This window comes from Bradyrhizobium betae (assembly GCF_004123905.1).
In the GTDB taxonomy this organism is placed as follows: Bacteria; Pseudomonadota; Alphaproteobacteria; order Rhizobiales; family Xanthobacteraceae; genus Bradyrhizobium; species Bradyrhizobium betae_A.
On sequence record NZ_MZXW01000016.1, the window covers coordinates 688008 to 704543 of the forward strand.

The 16536-nt window shown below is 64.9% G+C and carries 18 protein-coding genes and 1 tRNA gene; 11 read left to right on the top strand and 8 right to left on the bottom strand.

The features are described from left to right. Window positions 1-2 precede the first annotated feature (2 nt). Together B5V03_RS13470 and B5V03_RS13475 are read left to right on the top strand one after the other, a co-directional pair. The gene (locus B5V03_RS13470) at window positions 3-749 is read left to right on the top strand and encodes a hypothetical protein (protein ID WP_164988032.1); all 747 of its coding nucleotides are present in this window, start codon (window positions 3-5) and stop codon (window positions 747-749) included. Window positions 750-924: 175 nt separating this feature from the next. Further along, a complete protein-coding gene (locus B5V03_RS13475) occupies window positions 925-3039 on the top strand; it encodes an acetate--CoA ligase family protein (protein WP_129270777.1) in 2115 nt (704 codons plus the stop codon). Window positions 3040-3229: 190 nt separating this feature from the next. Here B5V03_RS13475 and B5V03_RS13480 read toward each other — a convergent pair whose 3' ends face one another. The 3 genes from B5V03_RS13480 to B5V03_RS13490 are packed head-to-tail and all read right to left on the bottom strand — an operon-like array spanning window position 3230 to window position 6323. After that, window positions 3230-4042 carry an enoyl-CoA hydratase/isomerase family protein gene (locus tag B5V03_RS13480; protein WP_129270778.1) on the bottom strand — a complete coding sequence of 271 codons (813 nt, stop codon included), beginning with the start codon at window positions 4040-4042 and terminating at the stop codon, window positions 3230-3232. A gap of 39 nt (window positions 4043-4081) precedes the next feature. Continuing rightward, a complete protein-coding gene (locus tag B5V03_RS13485; RefSeq protein WP_129270779.1) occupies window positions 4082-5242 on the bottom strand; it encodes an acyl-CoA dehydrogenase family protein in 1161 nt (386 codons plus the stop codon). A 16-nt stretch (window positions 5243-5258) separates the two neighbouring features. Further along, a complete protein-coding gene (locus B5V03_RS13490; RefSeq protein ID WP_129270780.1) occupies window positions 5259-6323 on the bottom strand; it encodes an acyl-CoA dehydrogenase family protein in 1065 nt (354 codons plus the stop codon). Window positions 6324-6569: 246 nt separating this feature from the next. Here B5V03_RS13490 and B5V03_RS13495 point away from each other — a divergent pair, with 246 nt between their 5' ends. Further along, window positions 6570-7355, top strand: coding sequence for an SDR family NAD(P)-dependent oxidoreductase (locus tag B5V03_RS13495; RefSeq protein ID WP_129270781.1), 786 nt, complete (start codon window positions 6570-6572; stop codon window positions 7353-7355). A gap of 126 nt (window positions 7356-7481) precedes the next feature. Here B5V03_RS13495 and B5V03_RS13500 read toward each other — a convergent pair whose 3' ends face one another. After that, window positions 7482-7754, bottom strand: a complete 273-nt coding sequence (locus B5V03_RS13500) for a GlsB/YeaQ/YmgE family stress response membrane protein (RefSeq protein WP_129270782.1) — start codon at window positions 7752-7754, stop codon at window positions 7482-7484. Between the two features lie 40 nt (window positions 7755-7794). Continuing rightward, complete coding sequence (locus B5V03_RS13505; RefSeq protein ID WP_129270783.1) at window positions 7795-8397, bottom strand: YidB family protein; 603 nt, start codon at window positions 8395-8397, stop codon at window positions 7795-7797. Between the two features lie 142 nt (window positions 8398-8539). Here B5V03_RS13505 and B5V03_RS13510 point away from each other — a divergent pair, with 142 nt between their 5' ends. Together B5V03_RS13510 and B5V03_RS13515 are read left to right on the top strand one after the other, a co-directional pair. Next, on the top strand, window positions 8540-9547 hold the full coding sequence (locus B5V03_RS13510) for a 2-dehydropantoate 2-reductase (RefSeq protein ID WP_129270784.1): 1008 nt from the start codon (window positions 8540-8542) through the stop codon (window positions 9545-9547). A gap of 17 nt (window positions 9548-9564) precedes the next feature. Then, window positions 9565-9780, top strand: a complete 216-nt coding sequence (locus tag B5V03_RS13515) for a hypothetical protein (RefSeq protein ID WP_129270785.1) — start codon at window positions 9565-9567, stop codon at window positions 9778-9780. Between the two features lie 153 nt (window positions 9781-9933). Here the strand turns inward: B5V03_RS13515 and B5V03_RS41435 are convergent, their stop codons facing one another. Further along, window positions 9934-10554, bottom strand: coding sequence for a hypothetical protein (locus B5V03_RS41435; protein ID WP_164987978.1), 621 nt, complete (start codon window positions 10552-10554; stop codon window positions 9934-9936). Window positions 10555-10764: 210 nt separating this feature from the next. Here B5V03_RS41435 and B5V03_RS13525 point away from each other — a divergent pair, with 210 nt between their 5' ends. The 5 genes from B5V03_RS13525 to B5V03_RS13545 all read left to right on the top strand — a co-directional run bounded on the left by B5V03_RS13525 (window position 10765) and on the right by B5V03_RS13545 (window position 15483). Continuing rightward, the gene (locus tag B5V03_RS13525) at window positions 10765-11793 is read left to right on the top strand and encodes an alpha/beta hydrolase (protein ID WP_129270786.1); all 1029 of its coding nucleotides are present in this window, start codon (window positions 10765-10767) and stop codon (window positions 11791-11793) included. A 106-nt stretch (window positions 11794-11899) separates the two neighbouring features. Beyond that, window positions 11900-13417: an AMP-binding protein gene (locus tag B5V03_RS13530; protein WP_129270787.1), complete on the top strand. Its 1518-nt coding sequence runs from the start codon at window positions 11900-11902 to the stop codon at window positions 13415-13417. A 24-nt stretch (window positions 13418-13441) separates the two neighbouring features. Continuing rightward, complete coding sequence (locus B5V03_RS13535; protein ID WP_129270788.1) at window positions 13442-14080, top strand: RraA family protein; 639 nt, start codon at window positions 13442-13444, stop codon at window positions 14078-14080. Window positions 14081-14107: 27 nt separating this feature from the next. Continuing rightward, complete coding sequence (locus tag B5V03_RS13540; RefSeq protein ID WP_129270789.1) at window positions 14108-14479, top strand: cupin domain-containing protein; 372 nt, start codon at window positions 14108-14110, stop codon at window positions 14477-14479. 47 nt (window positions 14480-14526) lie between these two features. Further along, on the top strand, window positions 14527-15483 hold the full coding sequence (locus tag B5V03_RS13545; RefSeq protein WP_129270790.1) for a tripartite tricarboxylate transporter substrate-binding protein: 957 nt from the start codon (window positions 14527-14529) through the stop codon (window positions 15481-15483). Between the two features lie 57 nt (window positions 15484-15540). Here B5V03_RS13545 and B5V03_RS13550 read toward each other — a convergent pair whose 3' ends face one another. After that, window positions 15541-15834: a GYD domain-containing protein gene (locus B5V03_RS13550; protein WP_011082959.1), complete on the bottom strand. Its 294-nt coding sequence runs from the start codon at window positions 15832-15834 to the stop codon at window positions 15541-15543. A gap of 124 nt (window positions 15835-15958) precedes the next feature. Continuing rightward, window positions 15959-16312: a VOC family protein gene (locus tag B5V03_RS13555; protein ID WP_129270791.1), complete on the bottom strand. Its 354-nt coding sequence runs from the start codon at window positions 16310-16312 to the stop codon at window positions 15959-15961. 142 nt (window positions 16313-16454) lie between these two features. Between B5V03_RS13555 and B5V03_RS13560 the strand changes: the two genes are divergently transcribed. Next, window positions 16455-16531: transfer RNA gene (locus B5V03_RS13560), tRNA-Arg, on the top strand. Window positions 16532-16536: the final 5 nt, after the last annotated feature.

A 16536-nucleotide genomic window follows, 5' to 3' on the forward strand; every position in this document is an offset into this window, starting at 1 on the left:
TCATGGCGCCCTATGTGCGGCTTCGGCAGATCTGTCTCGTCGCGCCGCAGCTGGCGCCCGTCATCTCAGACATCGCCGGGATCATGGGCCTCGCCGTCTGCTATCAGGACGGCAATGTCGCAAAATACGGCCTGAAAAACGCGCTGCTCCCGGTCGACACGATCATGCTGGAGGTGGTCGCGCCGGTTAGGGACGGCACCACGGCCGGCCGCTTCATCGAGAAGACCGGCGGCCGCGGCGGCTATATGGCGATCTTCTGCTGCAACGATCCCGACGAGCGTGGCCGCAACGCGAACGCGATGGGCGTGCGCACCGCGAACGTGATCGACCACGCGCCCTATCACGGTGTCCAGCTCCACCCTCGCGACTGCCGCGCCGCCTTCATCGAGTTCAACCACACCGAAGGCAGTGACGACATTTTTGGTGCGTATCCGCCGGCAGGACCGGACTGGCAAAACTTCATCCGCAAGGATGTGACACAAGCGCTGACGGCTGTGGAAATGCAGAGCCCGGACCCGCAGGAGCTGGCGGAGCATTGGGGGAAGATCATCGGGGTTGCGGCTGATGGACCCGAGTTGAAGTTGCCCAACGCAACCTTTCGCTTCGTGAAGGGCGCCAGCGAGATCATGAGCGCGCTCGAATTTCGGGTGACCGATGTGGCGGGCGTGCTGCATGCGGCTAGAGCGAAGGGGCTTGCGGTGGCCGGCAATGAGTTTCTGCTGGGCGGCGTGACGTTCCGCGTCAGTTGATCCCTCAATCGTTATCCGTCACCCTGAGGTGCTCGCCTCTTCGGCGAGCCTCGGGCGACGGCCACCGGCGGGGCCGTTCATCCTTCGAGGCCTCCGCTGCGCTCCGGCACCTTCAGCGACTGCGGCTTCGCCGCTGCGCCGAGATGACGGGTCGATAGAAGAGCAGGAATTCAACATGCCGCATCCGCTCGACAGCTTCTTCGCACCCGCAAGCATCGCGCTGATCGGCGCCTCGCGCGATCACGAGAAGATTCCCGGGCGGCTCTTATCGATGCTGCGCAAGAACGAGTATCCCGGAAAGATCTATCCGGTGAACCCGAACTACGCCGATATTGACGGTCTCGCCTGCTACAAATCGATCGCTGACATCGGCGCGCCTATCGATCTCGCGGTCATCATCATTCCCGCGCGCGCAGTGCTGCCCGCGCTTGAGCAGTGCGCCGCCGCGGACGTCAAGAACGCCGTCATCATCTCCTCCGGCTTTGCCGAGGAGGGCGGCGACAGCGCGGCGATGCAGGATGCGATCGCGGCGCTGGCCAGGCGCACCGGCATGCGGATCTCAGGTCCGAATGCCGAGGGCTTTTTCAGCCAAATGCAGCGCGTGGCGGCAACGTTCAGTCCCGCCGTGGACGTCAAGCCTGATGTCGTGCCGCTGGTCGCCACCACAAGACGGATTGGCATCGTCGCGCAGAGCGGCGGCATCGGCTTCGCCTACTATCACCGCGCCAAGGCGTTGGGCATCTCCGTGAGCTACGTCGTCAGTGCCGGCAATGAATCCGATCTCGGCGCCGGCGAATTCCTGGATTACCTGGTGCAGGACCCTGCGACCGATGTGATCCTGCTGTTCATCGAAGGCATTCGCGACGTCAGTAAGTTCCTCGCCGCCGCGCAACGCGCCGCGGAGACGAAGAAGCCGGTCATTGTGACAAAGGTCGGCCGTTCCGGCGCCGGCGAGCGGGCGGCGGCTTCGCACACTGCGAGCATGGCCGGCTGGTCGGCGGCCTATGACGCTGTGTTCGCGAAATACGGTTTTATCGTTTCCAACGACCTCGACGAGGCGCTGACGATTGCGGCGGTGCTCGCGAGCAATCCGTTGCCGAGGGGCGACCGGGTTGCCGTCGTGACGGTGTCGGGTGGCGCCGGCATCTGGGGTGCCGACGCGGTGGCACTGCATGGCTTGCGAGTCCCGGAGCTGTCCGAGCCGGTCCAAGCGAAGATCAAGATTCTGATGCCGCCCTACGGCACCGCGCGCAACCCGATCGATGTCACCGCGCAAGGCGTCACCTCGGGCGGTCTGCAAAAGAGCGTCGATCTGCTGACCGCTTCGGACGAGGTCGATGCTGTCCTGGTCCTGCTGTCACTGTCGAGCGAGGTGCGCAAGCCGTTTAAGGAGGCCGAGCTGAAGCCGGTGCTGGCCGCGCAGAAGAAGCCGGTGCTGTTCTATTCCTACACGGTGCCGTCGGATTTCGCCCGGCACGATCTCGCGAAATCCGGTGTCGTGGTGCTCTCGGGCCTCACGCATGCCGGCGTTGCCCTGCGGCAGATCGTCGACTACGCGAAATTCAGTCTGCCGAAGCCCGCGGACGAAGCGCGGCTGCCGGCGCGCGATCTCTGCGCGCATCTGACCTCGCCGGTGCTGTCGGAAGCCGACAGCAAGACCTTGCTCCGCGCCGCCGGCATCGCGCTGCCGGACGAGGTGCTGGTAAAGGACAAGAGCGAGCTGGATGCAGCGGTCGCCCGCGTCGGCTTTCCGCTTGCGATGAAAATCCAGTCGCCGGATATCCCGCATAAGAGCGAGGTCGGCGGCGTGCGCGTCAACATCACCACCAAGGGCGAGGTGTTTCTGGCGTTCGAGGCGATGCTCAACAATGCGCGTAAGCATCGGCCGGAGGCGACGATCCAGGGCGTGCTGGTCGGGCCGATGGCGAAGAAGGGCGTCGAGATCATCGTGGGTACGATGACAGACAAGACGTTTGGGCCAATGGTGATGGTGGGCCTCGGCGGCATCATCACGGAGCTGTTTCGAGATGTCGTCTATCGCCCCGCGCCGGTGAGTGCGGAGGAGGCCGGTGCGATGTTGGCGGGCTTGAAGGCTGCGCCGTTGCTGAACGGCTTTCGGGGAGCGGCGAAGGCGGATGTTACAGCTCTGGCGCGGTTGATCGCGGATGTGTCAGTGCTCGCCGCGCGGCATGCGAAAGAGATCGCGGAAATCGAGATCAATCCAGTGCTGGTGCATCCGGAGGGGCAGGGCGTGACGATCGTCGATGCGCTGGTGGTGAGGCGGAAGTAGCGCACCTCAACTCCGCTGTCGTCCCGGACAAGCGGAGCGCCGATCCGGGACCCATAACCCCAGGGAGAGGTCTGGCGAAGACTCGTGGTGACCAGCCGCGCGCCGCAACTTCTCCCTGTGGTTATGGGTCCCCGCATTCGCGGGGACGGCAGCGGAGATTGACGCGGCTATGCGGCACGCAAGGCAGTAGTTACCTTCCCTTGAAATTCGCCGCGCGCCGCTCTTCCGTGGCCTTTACGCCTTCCTTGAAATCTTCCGTCGCCCTCAGCCGCGTTTGCTCCGCGAGCTCGTGGTTGGTCTGGGCCATGACGCGGTCAGCGAGGCCGGCGCGCATCGTGGCGCGGGTGGAGAGGAGGCCGAGCGGCGAGCATTCGGCGATCTCGCCGGCGAGCTTCATCGCGGCTGATTTGACCTGGTCCTGCGGCACCAGCTCGTTGGCGAGGCCCCATTTGACCGCCTCTTCGCCGGTGACGCGGCGGCTGGTGTAGAACATCAGCTCGGCGTTGTTCTTGCCGATCAGCTCGGGCAGCGTCACGGTCAGGCCGAAGCCGGGATGAAAGCCCAGCTTGGTGAAGTTTGCCGAGAAGCGCGCTTCCGGGCAGGTGACGCGGAAATCCGCCGACACCGCGAGGCCCAGGCCGCCGCCGATGGCGGCGCCCTGCACGGCGGCGACGATCGGCTTCTTGGCGCGGAAGATGCGGACGGCCTGAATGTAGAGATGATTGATCGCGCCAAGGCTGTCGGCCGGATCGCCCTTCTTCTCGGCTTCGCGCGCCTCCTGCGCTTGTCGCGCTGGATCACCAAAATTGGCGCCGGCGCAGAATGCCTTGCCCTGTGCGGAGAGAACGGAAGCGCGGATCTCGATGTCGCGGTCGAACTCGTCGAGCGCATCCGCGATCTGGTTGATCAGCGAGATGTCGAAGAAGTTCAGCGGGGGCCTGCGGATCTCGATGGTGCCGACGTGCCCGACCTTCTCGACGCCGATGTCTTTATAGGTGCTCATGATGTCCTCGAATGATTAGCGCAAGCCCAGTCCGCGCGACTAGCGCAAACCAAGTCCGCGCGCGATGATGCCGCGCAGCACCTCGGTGGTGCCGCCCTGGATCGTGAGTTTCGGTGCGGTCTTGATGGCGAAGTCGAGTTGCCGCTCCAGCGTCTGGCGGTTGGTCGCGGTCTCCTCGACGAAGGCGGCGAGATCGCGCACACGGTGCGGAAGCTGCTGCTCCCAGACCGTGCCGATGTCCTTGACAATGGAGGCCTCCACCACCGGCTCCTTGCCGGCTTGCAGCATGCCGGCGACTGAGACCGACATCCGGCGCATCGTATGGAGCTGCGCCACGAGACGGCCGATGCCTTCGGCGCTGCGGGTGTCCGGGTTGGGGCCGACCGCGCGGACCAGCTCGGTCAACACGTAGTAGGTCTCGAGAAAGCGCTCGGGGCCCGAACGCTCATAGGCGAGCTCGCTCGTCGCCTGCTTCCAGGCGCCGTCGACCTCGCCGAGCACGTGATCGTCGGGCACGAAGAAGTCGGTGAAAACGACCTCGTTGAATTCGCGCTGGCCTGTGATCTGGCCGATCGGGTTCACCTGAATGCCCGGCTGCTTCATCTTCACTAAAAATTGCGTCAGGCCGTGACGGCGGTTTTCCTTGGTCGGCTGCGACGTGCGGAAGATCGCGATCATGTAGTCGGCGATATGCGCCGACGACGTCCAGATTTTTGTGCCGTTGATGAGATAGCCGCCATCGGTCTTGGTCGCGCGGGTCTTCGCGGCGAACAGGTCGGAGCCGGAGTTCGGCTCGCTCATGCCGATGGCAAAGCAGATCTCGCCGCGGCAGATCCGCGGCAGGATCTCCATCTTGATATGCTCGGGCGCGTATTTGATCAGCACCGGCCCGCTCTGGCGGTCGGCGACGAAGAAGCGCCGCGTCGGCGCATTGGCCACGCGCATTTCCTCGGTCACCACGTAGCGTTCGAGGAAGGAGCGTTCCTGACCGCCATATTTCTTTGGCCAGGTCATGCCGAGCCAGCCCTTGGCACCGACCCGGCGGGAAAATTCCGGCGCGTCGGTGTCTTCGCGGTTGGGCTTGTGCGGATCGAAGGTGCCGGCGGCGATTTCTTCGGCGAGGAACGCGCGCACTTCCTTGCGCAATTGCTCGCACTTCTCGGGCAGGCGGATCGGATCGAAACGGAGGGCAGCGGTCATGTGTTTCGTTCCCTGATCAGCGCGACGCCACGAGCGGCCACAATTCATCGGCGCCGCGATTTGCAACGAGCTTGCCGAGCTCGACGGCCCAGTGGCTTTCCGAACCGAAATCGTCACGCCAAGCCAGCGCCCGCAGCGAATAGCGGTGCAGGATGTGCTCGCTGGTGAAGCCGATCGCGCCGTGAACCTGATGCGCGATGGCGCCGCCTTTCTCCGCGGCCTCCGCGCAGCGGATTTTTGCGGAGGCGGCTTCGAGGTAGACTTCGTCGTCGAACGACTTTGCATTCGCGATGGCGTCGGCTGCGGACGTCGCAGCCGCAAGCGCTGCAGCCGACTCGCCGGCGAGGCGGGCGAGGTTGTGCTGCACCGCCTGGAATTTCGAGATCTTCTTCTCGAAGGCGACGCGCTCGTTGGAATAGCGCACGGAGATGTCGAGCAGGGATTCCAGCGCGCCCGCGATCTGAAGGCTGCGTGCGACGCCGCCCATCAGCATCAGCGTGGTCTGGTCAAAGCCTTTTGGCGCGGCCTTGATGGTGACGGGCTGCACCTTGTCGAGCGTCACGGTGTCGCTGTGGTCGTAGCCGACATTAAGACCGGATTCGATCCGACCCTTGCTCGCATCGACCAGCGCGACGGTAACGCCATCCTTGCCATGGGCCAGCACCGCAAGATGCTTCGCCCCTTTCGCAAAGGGCACGCCGCGGCAGCGGCCGGAGAGCGCGCCGTCGGCATCAAGGGTGATGCGGTCCTTCGGGGAGGCCGGCAACACGGTCATCTCGCCTTCGGGCGAGGCGATCTTCGCCTGTGCCAGCAGCCAGCCTGCCAGCATGGTCTCGGCGAGGGGAACCGCGACTGCGAAGCGGCCGGCGGCGTTGAGCAGCGCAAAACCGTCGGCGAGACTGGCGCCGGAGCCGCCGAGATCGTCGGGCACCCAGGACAGCGGCAAGCCGGCCTCGGTCAGCGCCAGCCACAGCGGCGCCTGCCACGAGTTCTTCTTGTCGTTGTTGATGGTCTGCGGATCGGCGAGATCGGCGAAGATTTTTTCCGCGGTCTCGACGACGATATTGTCACTCTCCGCCACAGCGTTCCCCGTGTTTTGCCGTTGGCGCGTTCCGCCCGATGGGCCGGCGCGCGGTCTCTTCTTGCGCCCGATGATCCGAAAAAGCCATGGCCCTGACAAGCGTTGATCGCAGGTCAACCTGCGGCGCGGGCATGGGCGCAAGGTCAGCAGGAGGCTAATTCCGCTTAGCGGAGTTTGCTCGATTTGCAGGGCGCGGCAAACTCGCTAAACAGGGCGCCGACAACTTACAAAGGGAAGGAATGCCGGATGGCAAAGGATGGCTTGTGCGCAATCGTGACGGGGTCGGCATCCGGACTTGGCGCTGCGACCGCTGAAATTCTCGCGCGGAGCGGGGCGCGGCTCGTGATCAACTATTCGTCGAGTCAGAAGGAGGCCGAGGCCACGGCAGAGCTCTGTCGCAAGGCCGGCGCGGCCGAGGTGCTGGTCGCTCAGGGCGACGTCTCCAAGGATGAGGATTGCCGCAAGATCGTCGCGGCCGCCAGCGGCTGGGGCCGGCTCGACATCCTCGTCAATAATGCCGGCACTACCAAGCATGTCGCCCATGCCGACCTCGACGGATTGTCGGCTGAAGATTTCCAGCGGCTCTATGGGGTCAACACCATCGGCCCGTTCCAGATGGTGCGCGCCGCGCGCAGCCTGCTCGAGGCCGGATCAAAGACGTCGGGGCGGCCCTCCGCCGTGGTCAACATCTCTTCAGTGGCCGGCATCAGCGGCGTCGGCTCGTCGATCGCTTATGCCGCGAGCAAGGGCGCGCTCAACACCATGACGCTGTCGCTGTCGCGCGCGCTGGCACCGCTGATCCGGGTCAATACCGTGTGTCCCGGCTATATCGACACGCCCTGGTTCACCAAGGGCCGTGGCGAAGCCGGCGCCAAGCAGGTGCGGGACAGTGTGGTGACGAAGGTGCCGCTCAAGGTCGCATCAACGGCCGAGGACATCGCGCAGCTCGTCTGCTTCCTGGCAATGCCGGCGTCGAGCAACATGACCGGCGAGGTCGTGCGCATGGATGCTGGGATGCATTTGATTACGTGAGCTCGTATTGCGAGCGAAGCGAAGCAATCCAGAATCCCTCCGCGAAAACAGCCTGGATTGCTTCGTCGCTTCGCTCCTCGCAATGACGGAGTGCGGGGCGGTCGGCGTGGGCTACGTCCTGAGGCGCTACCCCTTGATCACGCCGCTCGCGACCAGGCGGTGCCAGATGAACAGCACCACCACGGCGCCGATCGTGGCCATGATGAAGCCGGCGCCCTGGTCAGGGCTGTAGTGCCCGATCGCCTGCCCGATGAACGTGGCCAGGAACGCGCCGGCGATGCCGAGGATGGTAGTGAGGATGAAGCCGCTCGGGTTGTTCGGTCCCGGCGCGAGCCAGCGTGCGATGAGGCCGGCGATGAAGCCGACAAAGATGATCCACAACAGGCCGCCGAAACTCATGACAGTGCTCCCCTTGCCGAATGCGTAGATCCAATTTGGATTAAATTCTGCCCGAGAGTTCGTTCTCGGTCGGCAGCCGCCCGTCCGGCGTCAGATGGTCGATCACCTGCGGCAGGTATTGGCTGAGGCCGGAGAGCAGCTCCTCGCGCGACAGGCCGCTCTGGGCGGACAGGCTCTCGATCTGGTCGGCGCCGAGCGCATTGGCGAGATCGCCGGGTGCGATTGGCTTGTTCTCGCCCTTGCCGACCCAGGTGTTCGCGGTCTCGCCGTGGCCGCCCTGCTGAAGCTGATTGAGGAGATCGCCGAGCCCGCCGCTGAGCACGCTGCCGGCCGCACCACCCGCGAGCAGGCCGCCGAGGCCGCCCTTCAAGAGATCGCCTAGGCCGCCGCCTCCGCCAAGCGCGCCTCCGAGACCACCGCCAGCACCCGCATTCACCGGTGGGGGCAGGTGTGTCGGCGTCGGGGACGGCTGCGGCGCCGCGCCCGGCTGGCCTGCCGTCACATGCTTGAATGCCTTCCAGGCGAGCAGGCCGAGCAGCGCTATCGTCATCGGCGACATGCCGCCGGAGGATTTTTCAGAGCTGGGCGTGCTCGGGCCGCGCGGGCCGTTCTGCATGCCGTTGAGGACGTCGAGTAGACCCATGGTGCTCTCCTGCCGGTGACAAGCCCCTTTCGAAAACATATGAGGCTCTCATGACGGTTACAAGGCGATTGCACCGCAACCGTTCCATGGGCACCAGGTGTCGCCTCTGCTATTGAAGGCCGGTCATTCAGGGAGCAAGGCTGTGGTTACGGATCGACCGATCGTGGTGGCGGGCGCGGGCGCCATCGGCTGTTTCGTCGGAGGCCAGTTGGCGGCGGCCGGCCGGCGCGTCGCGCTGTTGGTGCGGCCGCGGGTGAAGACCGAGATCGAGCGGTTCGGCCTGCGGCTGACCGATTTCGACGGCTCCGAGAAGAAGCTCGGTCCCGGCCAGCTCGCGCTGTCGGAGGACCCTGCGATCTTCCATAGCGCCGGCGTCGTCCTGGTCACGGTGAAGAGCGCCGACACCGCCGATGTCGCGGACCAGATCGCGCAGCATGCGCCGGAGGATGCTGTCATTATCTCCTTGCAAAACGGCGTCGGCAATGTCGCGGTTCTGCGCGAGCGTCTCGGCGGCCGCCGCGTGCTCGCCGGCATGGTGCCGTTCAATGTGATCGGAATGGGCGAGGGGCGTTTCCATCGCTCGACCTCCGGCGACATCCATGTTGGCGAGGACGAAGCGAACACGACTGCGGCGCTATCGGTGCCGGGCCTCGTCATGCGCGCGAGCGGTGACATCACCGGCGTGCAATGGGGCAAGCTGATCATCAATCTGAACAACGCGCTCAGCGCATTGTCCGACATGCCGCTCGCCGCGCAGTTGGCCAATCGCGACTGGCGAAGGCTGTTCGCCGACCAGATGGCGGAGGGCGTGGCGGTGCTGAAAGCCGCCGGCATCGCGCCGGTCTCCGCGACGCCGATCCCGATGAAGTGGACGCCGACCTTGTTGCGGCTGCCCGACATGATCTTCAACGCGATCCTGGGGCGGACGATGAAAATTGATCCGGAGGCGCGTTCCTCGATGTGGCAGGATCTGAAACTGGGCCGCAAGACCGAGATCGATTATCTGCAAGGAGCGGTCATTGCGCTTGCTGAGCAGAACAATGTCGCCGTGCCGCTGATGCGTCGCATTGTTGCGCTGATTAGGGAGGCCGAGAGCGCGGGCAACGGCCCGCCCGAGCTGACGCCGCAGCAGATTCGCGGTGAGGCTTGAGGGTGAGGAGGAGTGCGATGAGACGTTCTGTGTTGATCGGTCTCGCGCTGGCCGCGCTCTGCGGCGCATCCACGCTCGCCTATGCGAGGCCGCCGACGGTGATGAACTCGCCCGGCTATGACAGGCGACTGCAGGAGAGCCGGTCGCAGTTGGGCAGTTCACCGACGGTGATGGAGCCCGCGAGTGAGCCGGTGGCCAAGCCCAAGCGCAGCAAAAAGAAGCACACGAACTGAGGATGGGGCGAGAATCTCCATCCACTCGTCATTGCAAGCGCAGCGAAGCAATCCAGAATCCCTCAGCGGAAAGACTCTGGATTGCTTCGAGATGCCTTTCGTCGGGCCGCGCTTCGCGCGGACCCGTTGGCTCGCAATGACGGCTGTAGCTGGCTAGCCCTTCTTCGCCGGCTTGCTCGGCGTCGGGTTGAACAGCTTCTTCAGATCGTTCAGGCTTTCCGACAGCCGCGGCCATTCGCAGGAGAACGAGCCCTTGGCGCAGGGTGCACCCTTTGGCCGCGGACCCACAGCCTGCTGCACCTTCGGCCGCTCCACCGGCACCGGCACGCGCGCGACCTCGGTTCGCAGCGCGACCTGCTGGAGCTGCTGCGCTTGTTGTTCCTGCTGCTCGCGCTGCTGACGCATGGCGGCCTGGGCTGCTTCATTGCTGCGGCGCTGATTGGCGAGATAGGCGGTATAGAATTCGTCGATCTTCTTCTGCTCGTCCGGCGTCGGGTTGGGACCTGCGATGTCGAAGGTGCGGTCCTGGAGGAAGTCGTAATAGGAATAGCCGCCGCCCGCCTTGCGGCGGCCGGCGAACTTGGCGTTGCAATCGGCGAGCGCGGATGTCTTCTCGGCCTTGGTTGCGGCCTTCTCGGCGGCGTCGGCGCATTCCTCGAAATCAACCGGCGCGCGCTTCCACCATTGCGCCTGGGCATGCGAATGCGTCAGCAGAAAAATTCCTGCTGCGGCAAAGAGAAGCGCCGCACGACGCGATGCAACCACAATCGACATTCTACGAGAGCATTCCTTGCAAAACTCAACCCGAACTGAGTCGAGCCAGATTTTTGCCCCTTTATCGCCGGCTTGTCACCCATGGAACTCGGGAATTTCATGGCTGCAATGCTGACATTTTTTGCTTGACGTGGCGCGGCAGTCACAGCCGCGCGGCACCTGATGCGATTAGAGTTTTATCGATCTGAATACGAGGGGGGACTATCCGTCATGAGAGCGCTGGCCTGTCTCGCCGCACTAGCTTTGATGCTGATCTGCGGCCGCGCCTTCGCGGCGGACGAAGACGCGCCCAACCGCAAGCCCGTCAAGGCCATCGGCGACGCGCGGCTTTCGGTCGGCGGCCGCGGAATGCTGCCGCTCTACCTCTCCCGCGACTGGTCGCTGCCACAGCCCGCGATCTTGCGCGCGATCATCGTGCTGCATGGGCGGCTGCGCAATGCCGACGAATATTACATCTCGGCCAACAACGCCCAGGCCGCGGCGGGCGACGACGGCAAGGCCGCGCTGATGATCGTGCCGCAGTTCCTGGCCGAGATCGACATCGAAGCGCACAAGCTGCCGCAGGACATGCTGCGCTGGTCGCTGGTGGGATGGGAGGGCGGCGACGCCGCGCTTGCGCCCAATCCGGTCTCCTCGTTCGAGGCGCTCGATGCGATCCTGGCAAAACTCTCGGAACGGCGCATCTTCCCGAACCTGAAGCAGGTCGTGGTCGCCGGGCATTCCGGTGGCGGCCAGGTCGTGCAGCGCTATGCGATTGCCGGCAAGGGCGAGGCGGCGCTGCTGCGTCAGCACATCGAGATCCGCTACGTCGTCGCCAACCCCTCGTCCTATGCCTATTTCAGCGCCGAGCGGCCCCTGCCGAAGATTGCCGCATCCTGTCCCGGCTACGACAATTGGAAATACGGCATGGGCGATCGTCCGCCCTATCTCGCGGATGCGACACCGGCGGCGCTCGAGCAGCGTTATGTCGAGCGCGAGGTGATCTATCTGCTCGGCACGCTCGACACCAATCCAAAACATTCCGCGCTGGACAAGAGCTGCATGGCGGAGGCGCAAGGGCCTTATCGTTACGCCAGGGGGCACGCCTATGTGGACGCGATGGCCAAGCGCGACAACGGCACGCCCAATCACCGGGTGTGGGACGTCGCCGGCGTCGGCCATGACGGCGACCAGATGCTGACCTCGAAATGCGGGCTCGCGGCCCTGTTCGATATTCCGGGCTGCGGCGCGGAGCGGTGATGTCTTGAAGCCAGATGTCTTGAAGGCTCGGCTCCGGCTGTTACACTTCGCCCCGCGCCGCGCCTCATTCTGAGGCGGCGCCAAGAAGACGAAGTGGAAACGCCTGATGCTGCTGCCCCTGTCCGACGTGCCGCGCTGGTATGCGGAGCGCAAACCGCAAGGCACGATCGCAGTCCAGCATGGACAGGACACGCTGACATGGGACCAACTCGAACGCGGCGCCAATCGGCGCGCGCGGGCGTTTGCCGCGAAAGGTGTGAAGCCGGGCGATTTTGTCGCGATCGGTCTGCCCAACGGCAACGCCTTCTTCGAGACATCCTTTGCGGTGTGGAAGTGCGGGGCGACGCCGACCTCGCTGTCATGGCGGCTGCCGCGCGGCGAGGCCGCCGCGGTGCTCGACATCCTCAAGCCTGCGCTTGTGGTCGGCGGCGAGGTCGACTGGAATGCGCCGAACCGTCTGCCCGCCGATTTCGTGCCCGAAGGTTTTTCGGACGAGCCGCTCAATCCGCCGGTGGCGCGCTACTGGAAAGCCATGACCTCAGGCGGCTCGACCGGCCGCCCAAAAGTGATCCTCGATCATCAGCCGGCGGTGACCGACACGGTCGCGGCGCCGCCGCTCAACATCCCCTTCGGGGTCTCGCTGCTCAATCCCGGTCCGCTCTATCACAATGCGCCGTTCATCGTGTCGCATTATGCGCTGTTCACCGGCGGCAAGCTCACCGGCCTCGTCAAGTTCGACGCCGAGGAGACGCTGCGGCAGATCGCGCGCGAGCGCGTGCAATGGGTCAATTTCGTGCCGACCATGATGCACCGGATCTGGGCGCTGCCGGAGAACGTGCGCAACGGCTACGACGTCTCGAGCCTTCAAACCGTATTCCACATGGCCGCTCCGATGCCGCCCTGGCTGAAGGAGAACTGGATCGCCTGGCTCGGACCTGAGCGGGTGTGGGAGCTCTATGGCGGCACCGAGCGCCAGGGCTCCTGCATCATCTCAGGCACGGAATGGCTGGCGCACAAGGGCTCGGTCGGCAAGATCGGCGAGATGGCGCGCTTGCGCATCATCGGCGAGGACGGCAACGACGTCGCACGGGGCGAGACCGGCGAGATCTATTTCCTCAACAATGACGGCAAGGATGCCACCTATCACTATCTCGGTGCCGAGCCGAAGCGCCGCACGGACGGCTGGGAATCACTCGGCGACATCGGACGGCTGGATGCGGAAGGCTATCTCTATCTCGGCGACCGCCTCGCCGACATGGTGTTGCGCGGCGGCGCCAACATCTATCCGGCCGAGGTCGAGGCGGCGGTCTCGGAGGCTCCCGGCGTGCGGTCCTGCGTGGTGGTGGGATTGCCCGACCCGGAATTGGGCCAGCGTGTGCACGCCATCATCGAGCCGGAGCCGGACGCGGATGGCCAGGCCATCGCCGACGGCATGGCGGAGTTTTTGAAGGACCGGCTCAGCCGCTACAAGCACCCTGAAAGCTTCGAGATCGTCAGCGCCCCGCCGCGCGATGATTCAGGCAAGGTTCGCAGAACACTGTTGCGCGACGAGCGCGCGGCGTGGATGAAAGAAGGGCGCGCCTTCCGGATCATGCCGGCGAAGGCGCGGGCGCACGCCGAGTAAGACAATCACGGAAGGACTGAACGTATGACCGTCACCATCGCAACGAACAGCGTACCAAAACCGCCGGCCGGGATCATCGAGGGCTTTCGCGGTGCGCCGACGTCGGTCATTTCAGACAATCTCGCCCGGCTGCCCGGCGCGGTGGGGTTGAAGCCGTATCATCGCGGCGGCAAGCTGGTGGGCACCGCCTTCACCGTGCGCACCCGCCCCGGCGACAATCTCGCCATCCACCGTGCGCTCGAGCTGGTCGGTCCCGGCGACGTCATCGTGGTCGACGGCGGTGGCGACGAGACCCGCGCGCTGGTCGGCGAGATCATGAAGAACATCGCGCAGTGGCGCAAAGCGGAAGGCTATGTGATCGACGGCGCGATCCGCGATGTCGCGTCGTTCGCGGCCGACGACTTCCCCTGCTACGCCCGCGCGGTGATCCATCGCGGCCCCTACAAGAACGGCCCCGGCGAGATCAACATTCCGGTCTCGATCGGCGGCAGCGTGATCTCGCCCGGCGACATCGTCGTCGGTGACGAGGACGGCGTGGTGTCCTTCCCCGCCGCGGGCGCCGCGGCGCTGCTGGAGGCCGTGCGCGCCCAGGTCGCGCGCGAGGAGGAGACCATGAAGGCGATCCGCGAGGGCCGCTATCAGGGCTCCTACGGCAAGTCCTGAGCAGATCAAAACGAAGGGGAGAATAGCGTGAGCCAGAAGGACGAATTCCACAACATCGATAATCCCGACGACGGGCTGTTTCGCGAGCTCGCGGCCGGCGTGACCACGCGCATCTTCTCCGGCGAGCAGGCGATGCTGTCGGTGGTGACGCTGGCGCCGCATGCGCAAGGCACGCTGCACCATCATCCCGAGGAGCAATGGGGCGTGCTGCTCGACGGCTCCGCCATCCGTGTCCAGGGCGATGAGGAAATCGCTGTGAAGAAGGGCGATTTCTGGCGCACACCCGGCCACGTGCCGCACACCATGCGTGCGGGCCCTGACGGCGCCCGGGTGCTGGATATCTTCAGTCCGCCACGGCCAGAATACAAAAAAGCGGGGTCGGGTTTCGGAACGACTTAAGCGCCAAAGAGCAAAAGCCAGGCGCAAAAAACAAGAGGGAGAAAACGATGACGATCACACGACGGGCGCTGCTGGCCGCGCCCGCCATCCTGGCGATGGCACCGGCAAGTGCGCAGGCCTCGAAAATCACGCTGGTCGTGCCGTTCCCACCGGGCGGCTCGACCGACGCGATGGCGCGGCTGCTGCAGGCCAATCTGCAGACAAAACTCAATCGCATCGTCATTGTCGAGAACAAGTCGGGCGCGGCCGGTGCGCTCGGCGCAGCGCAGGTCGCCAAGAGCCCGGCGGACGGGTCCACATTCCTGGTCACCTTCGATTCCCACGCGGTGATCCCGTCCATCCTCGACAATCCGCCGGTCGACGTCGAGCGCGAGCTGATGCCCGTGCTGCTGGTCGGCACCGCGCCTTACGTGATCGCGGCCGGCGCCGGGCGTCCCTACAAGAGCTTTGCCGACGTGGTCGCCGCCTGCAAGGCGACCCCCGGCGCGGTGAAATACGCCTCCGTCGGCATCGGCACGCTCGGCCATCTCGCCATGACCGTGCTCGGCAACAAGGCCGGCGTCGAGATCATGCATGTTCCCTATCGCGGCGGCGGCCCGGCGATGAACGACGTGCTCGGCGGCCATGTCGATCTCATCGCGGGATCGGCGGCGCTGGTCGCAGCCCAGCTCGGCACCAACATGCTGCGTCCGATCCTGCAACTCGGCCGCGAGCGGCTGCCGGGCCTGCCGGATACGCCGACCGCGATCGAGGCCGGCTTTCCGGACTTCGAGACGCTGGCCTGGTGGGGCATTTTTGCACCCACGGGCACGCCGCCGGACATCGTCGCGAGCCTCGCGACGGCGTCCAAGGAGATCCTGAGCGAGCCCGCGACCGCCGCCCAGCTCAAGGAGACCCAGCAGATGACGCTGCTGCTCGAGGACGGCCCCGCCTTCAAGATCTTCTTCGACAAGCAGGTCGCCACTTGGGGCAAGGTGGTGAAGGACAATAATATCAAGGCATGAGAGGCCTATTCCCGGGATTGCCATCCCGGGTCCAGTGCGTTCGCGCGGGCTTGAGCGTCAGAGCATCTTGCCGACGATCTTTGTCATGTCTGCCGCCGAAAACGCGCGCAGCGTTTCGGTGCGGACATTGCCGAGTGCGCTGAGACTAAGGCTGAGCGACATCGCGGCAGCCTCATCCGGAGCCTCGAGAACGGTTACAACGTCATATCGTCCCTGCGTCCAGACGATTTCTTTCACGGTCACGCCGAACGTTTTGGCCATCTCCTTGAAGGCATCGGCCCGCTTCGGCGAGTCCTTGACGTTGCGGACTCCCTGATCAGTGAAGTTTCCCAGCACGACATAGGTTACCATGGTCGTCCTCCCTGGTTAGAACCCAGATACAAGTCTCGCTTGAGGCAACCGCGCCGAGCTTGCCACGGCGGCTGAGACCGCGCTACTTGCGCGTTGGGAACGTCAGCGGGTGTGTCTTATTCGGTCAGGGCAGCGGCCGCGCGAAACTGAGCTCATGGCCGTCGGGGTCGTTGAGATGGAAGTAGCGCTCACCCCATTCTGCATCGCGCGGCGCGGTCGACGGCTGCCATCCGGCGGCGCGTGCGCGCTCGTAGGTCCCGTCGACATCGGCGACGTAGAAGATGATGCGGCCCCACCAGGACCAGCGCTTGTCGTCCGGCTGCGCCGTCAGGTTGAGATAGCCAGTGCCGGCACGAAAGCTGGTGAATGCAGCGGCTTCGCCGCCATACAGGAGCTCGAACCCCAGCGAACGGTAGAAGTGCACGGAGCGCCCCATGTCATGCGTGCCGAGCGTGATGGCGCTGATGCTTTCGATCATGTGAGCTGCTCCGCCAAGAGGGACCTGGACGCGATTGTATAGCCGCCTTGTTCAGGTTGACGATGATCCGGCCCGCCTTGCGGCTGGCGAACCCTATCTTGCTCTGCTATGAGGGGCCGAGCCCGCCATCGGCGGGTTCCGCGGTCCCGTAGCTCAGCCGGATAGAGCGACGGTTTCCTAAACCGTAGGTCGGAAGTTCGAGTCTTCCCGGGATCGCCATTCTC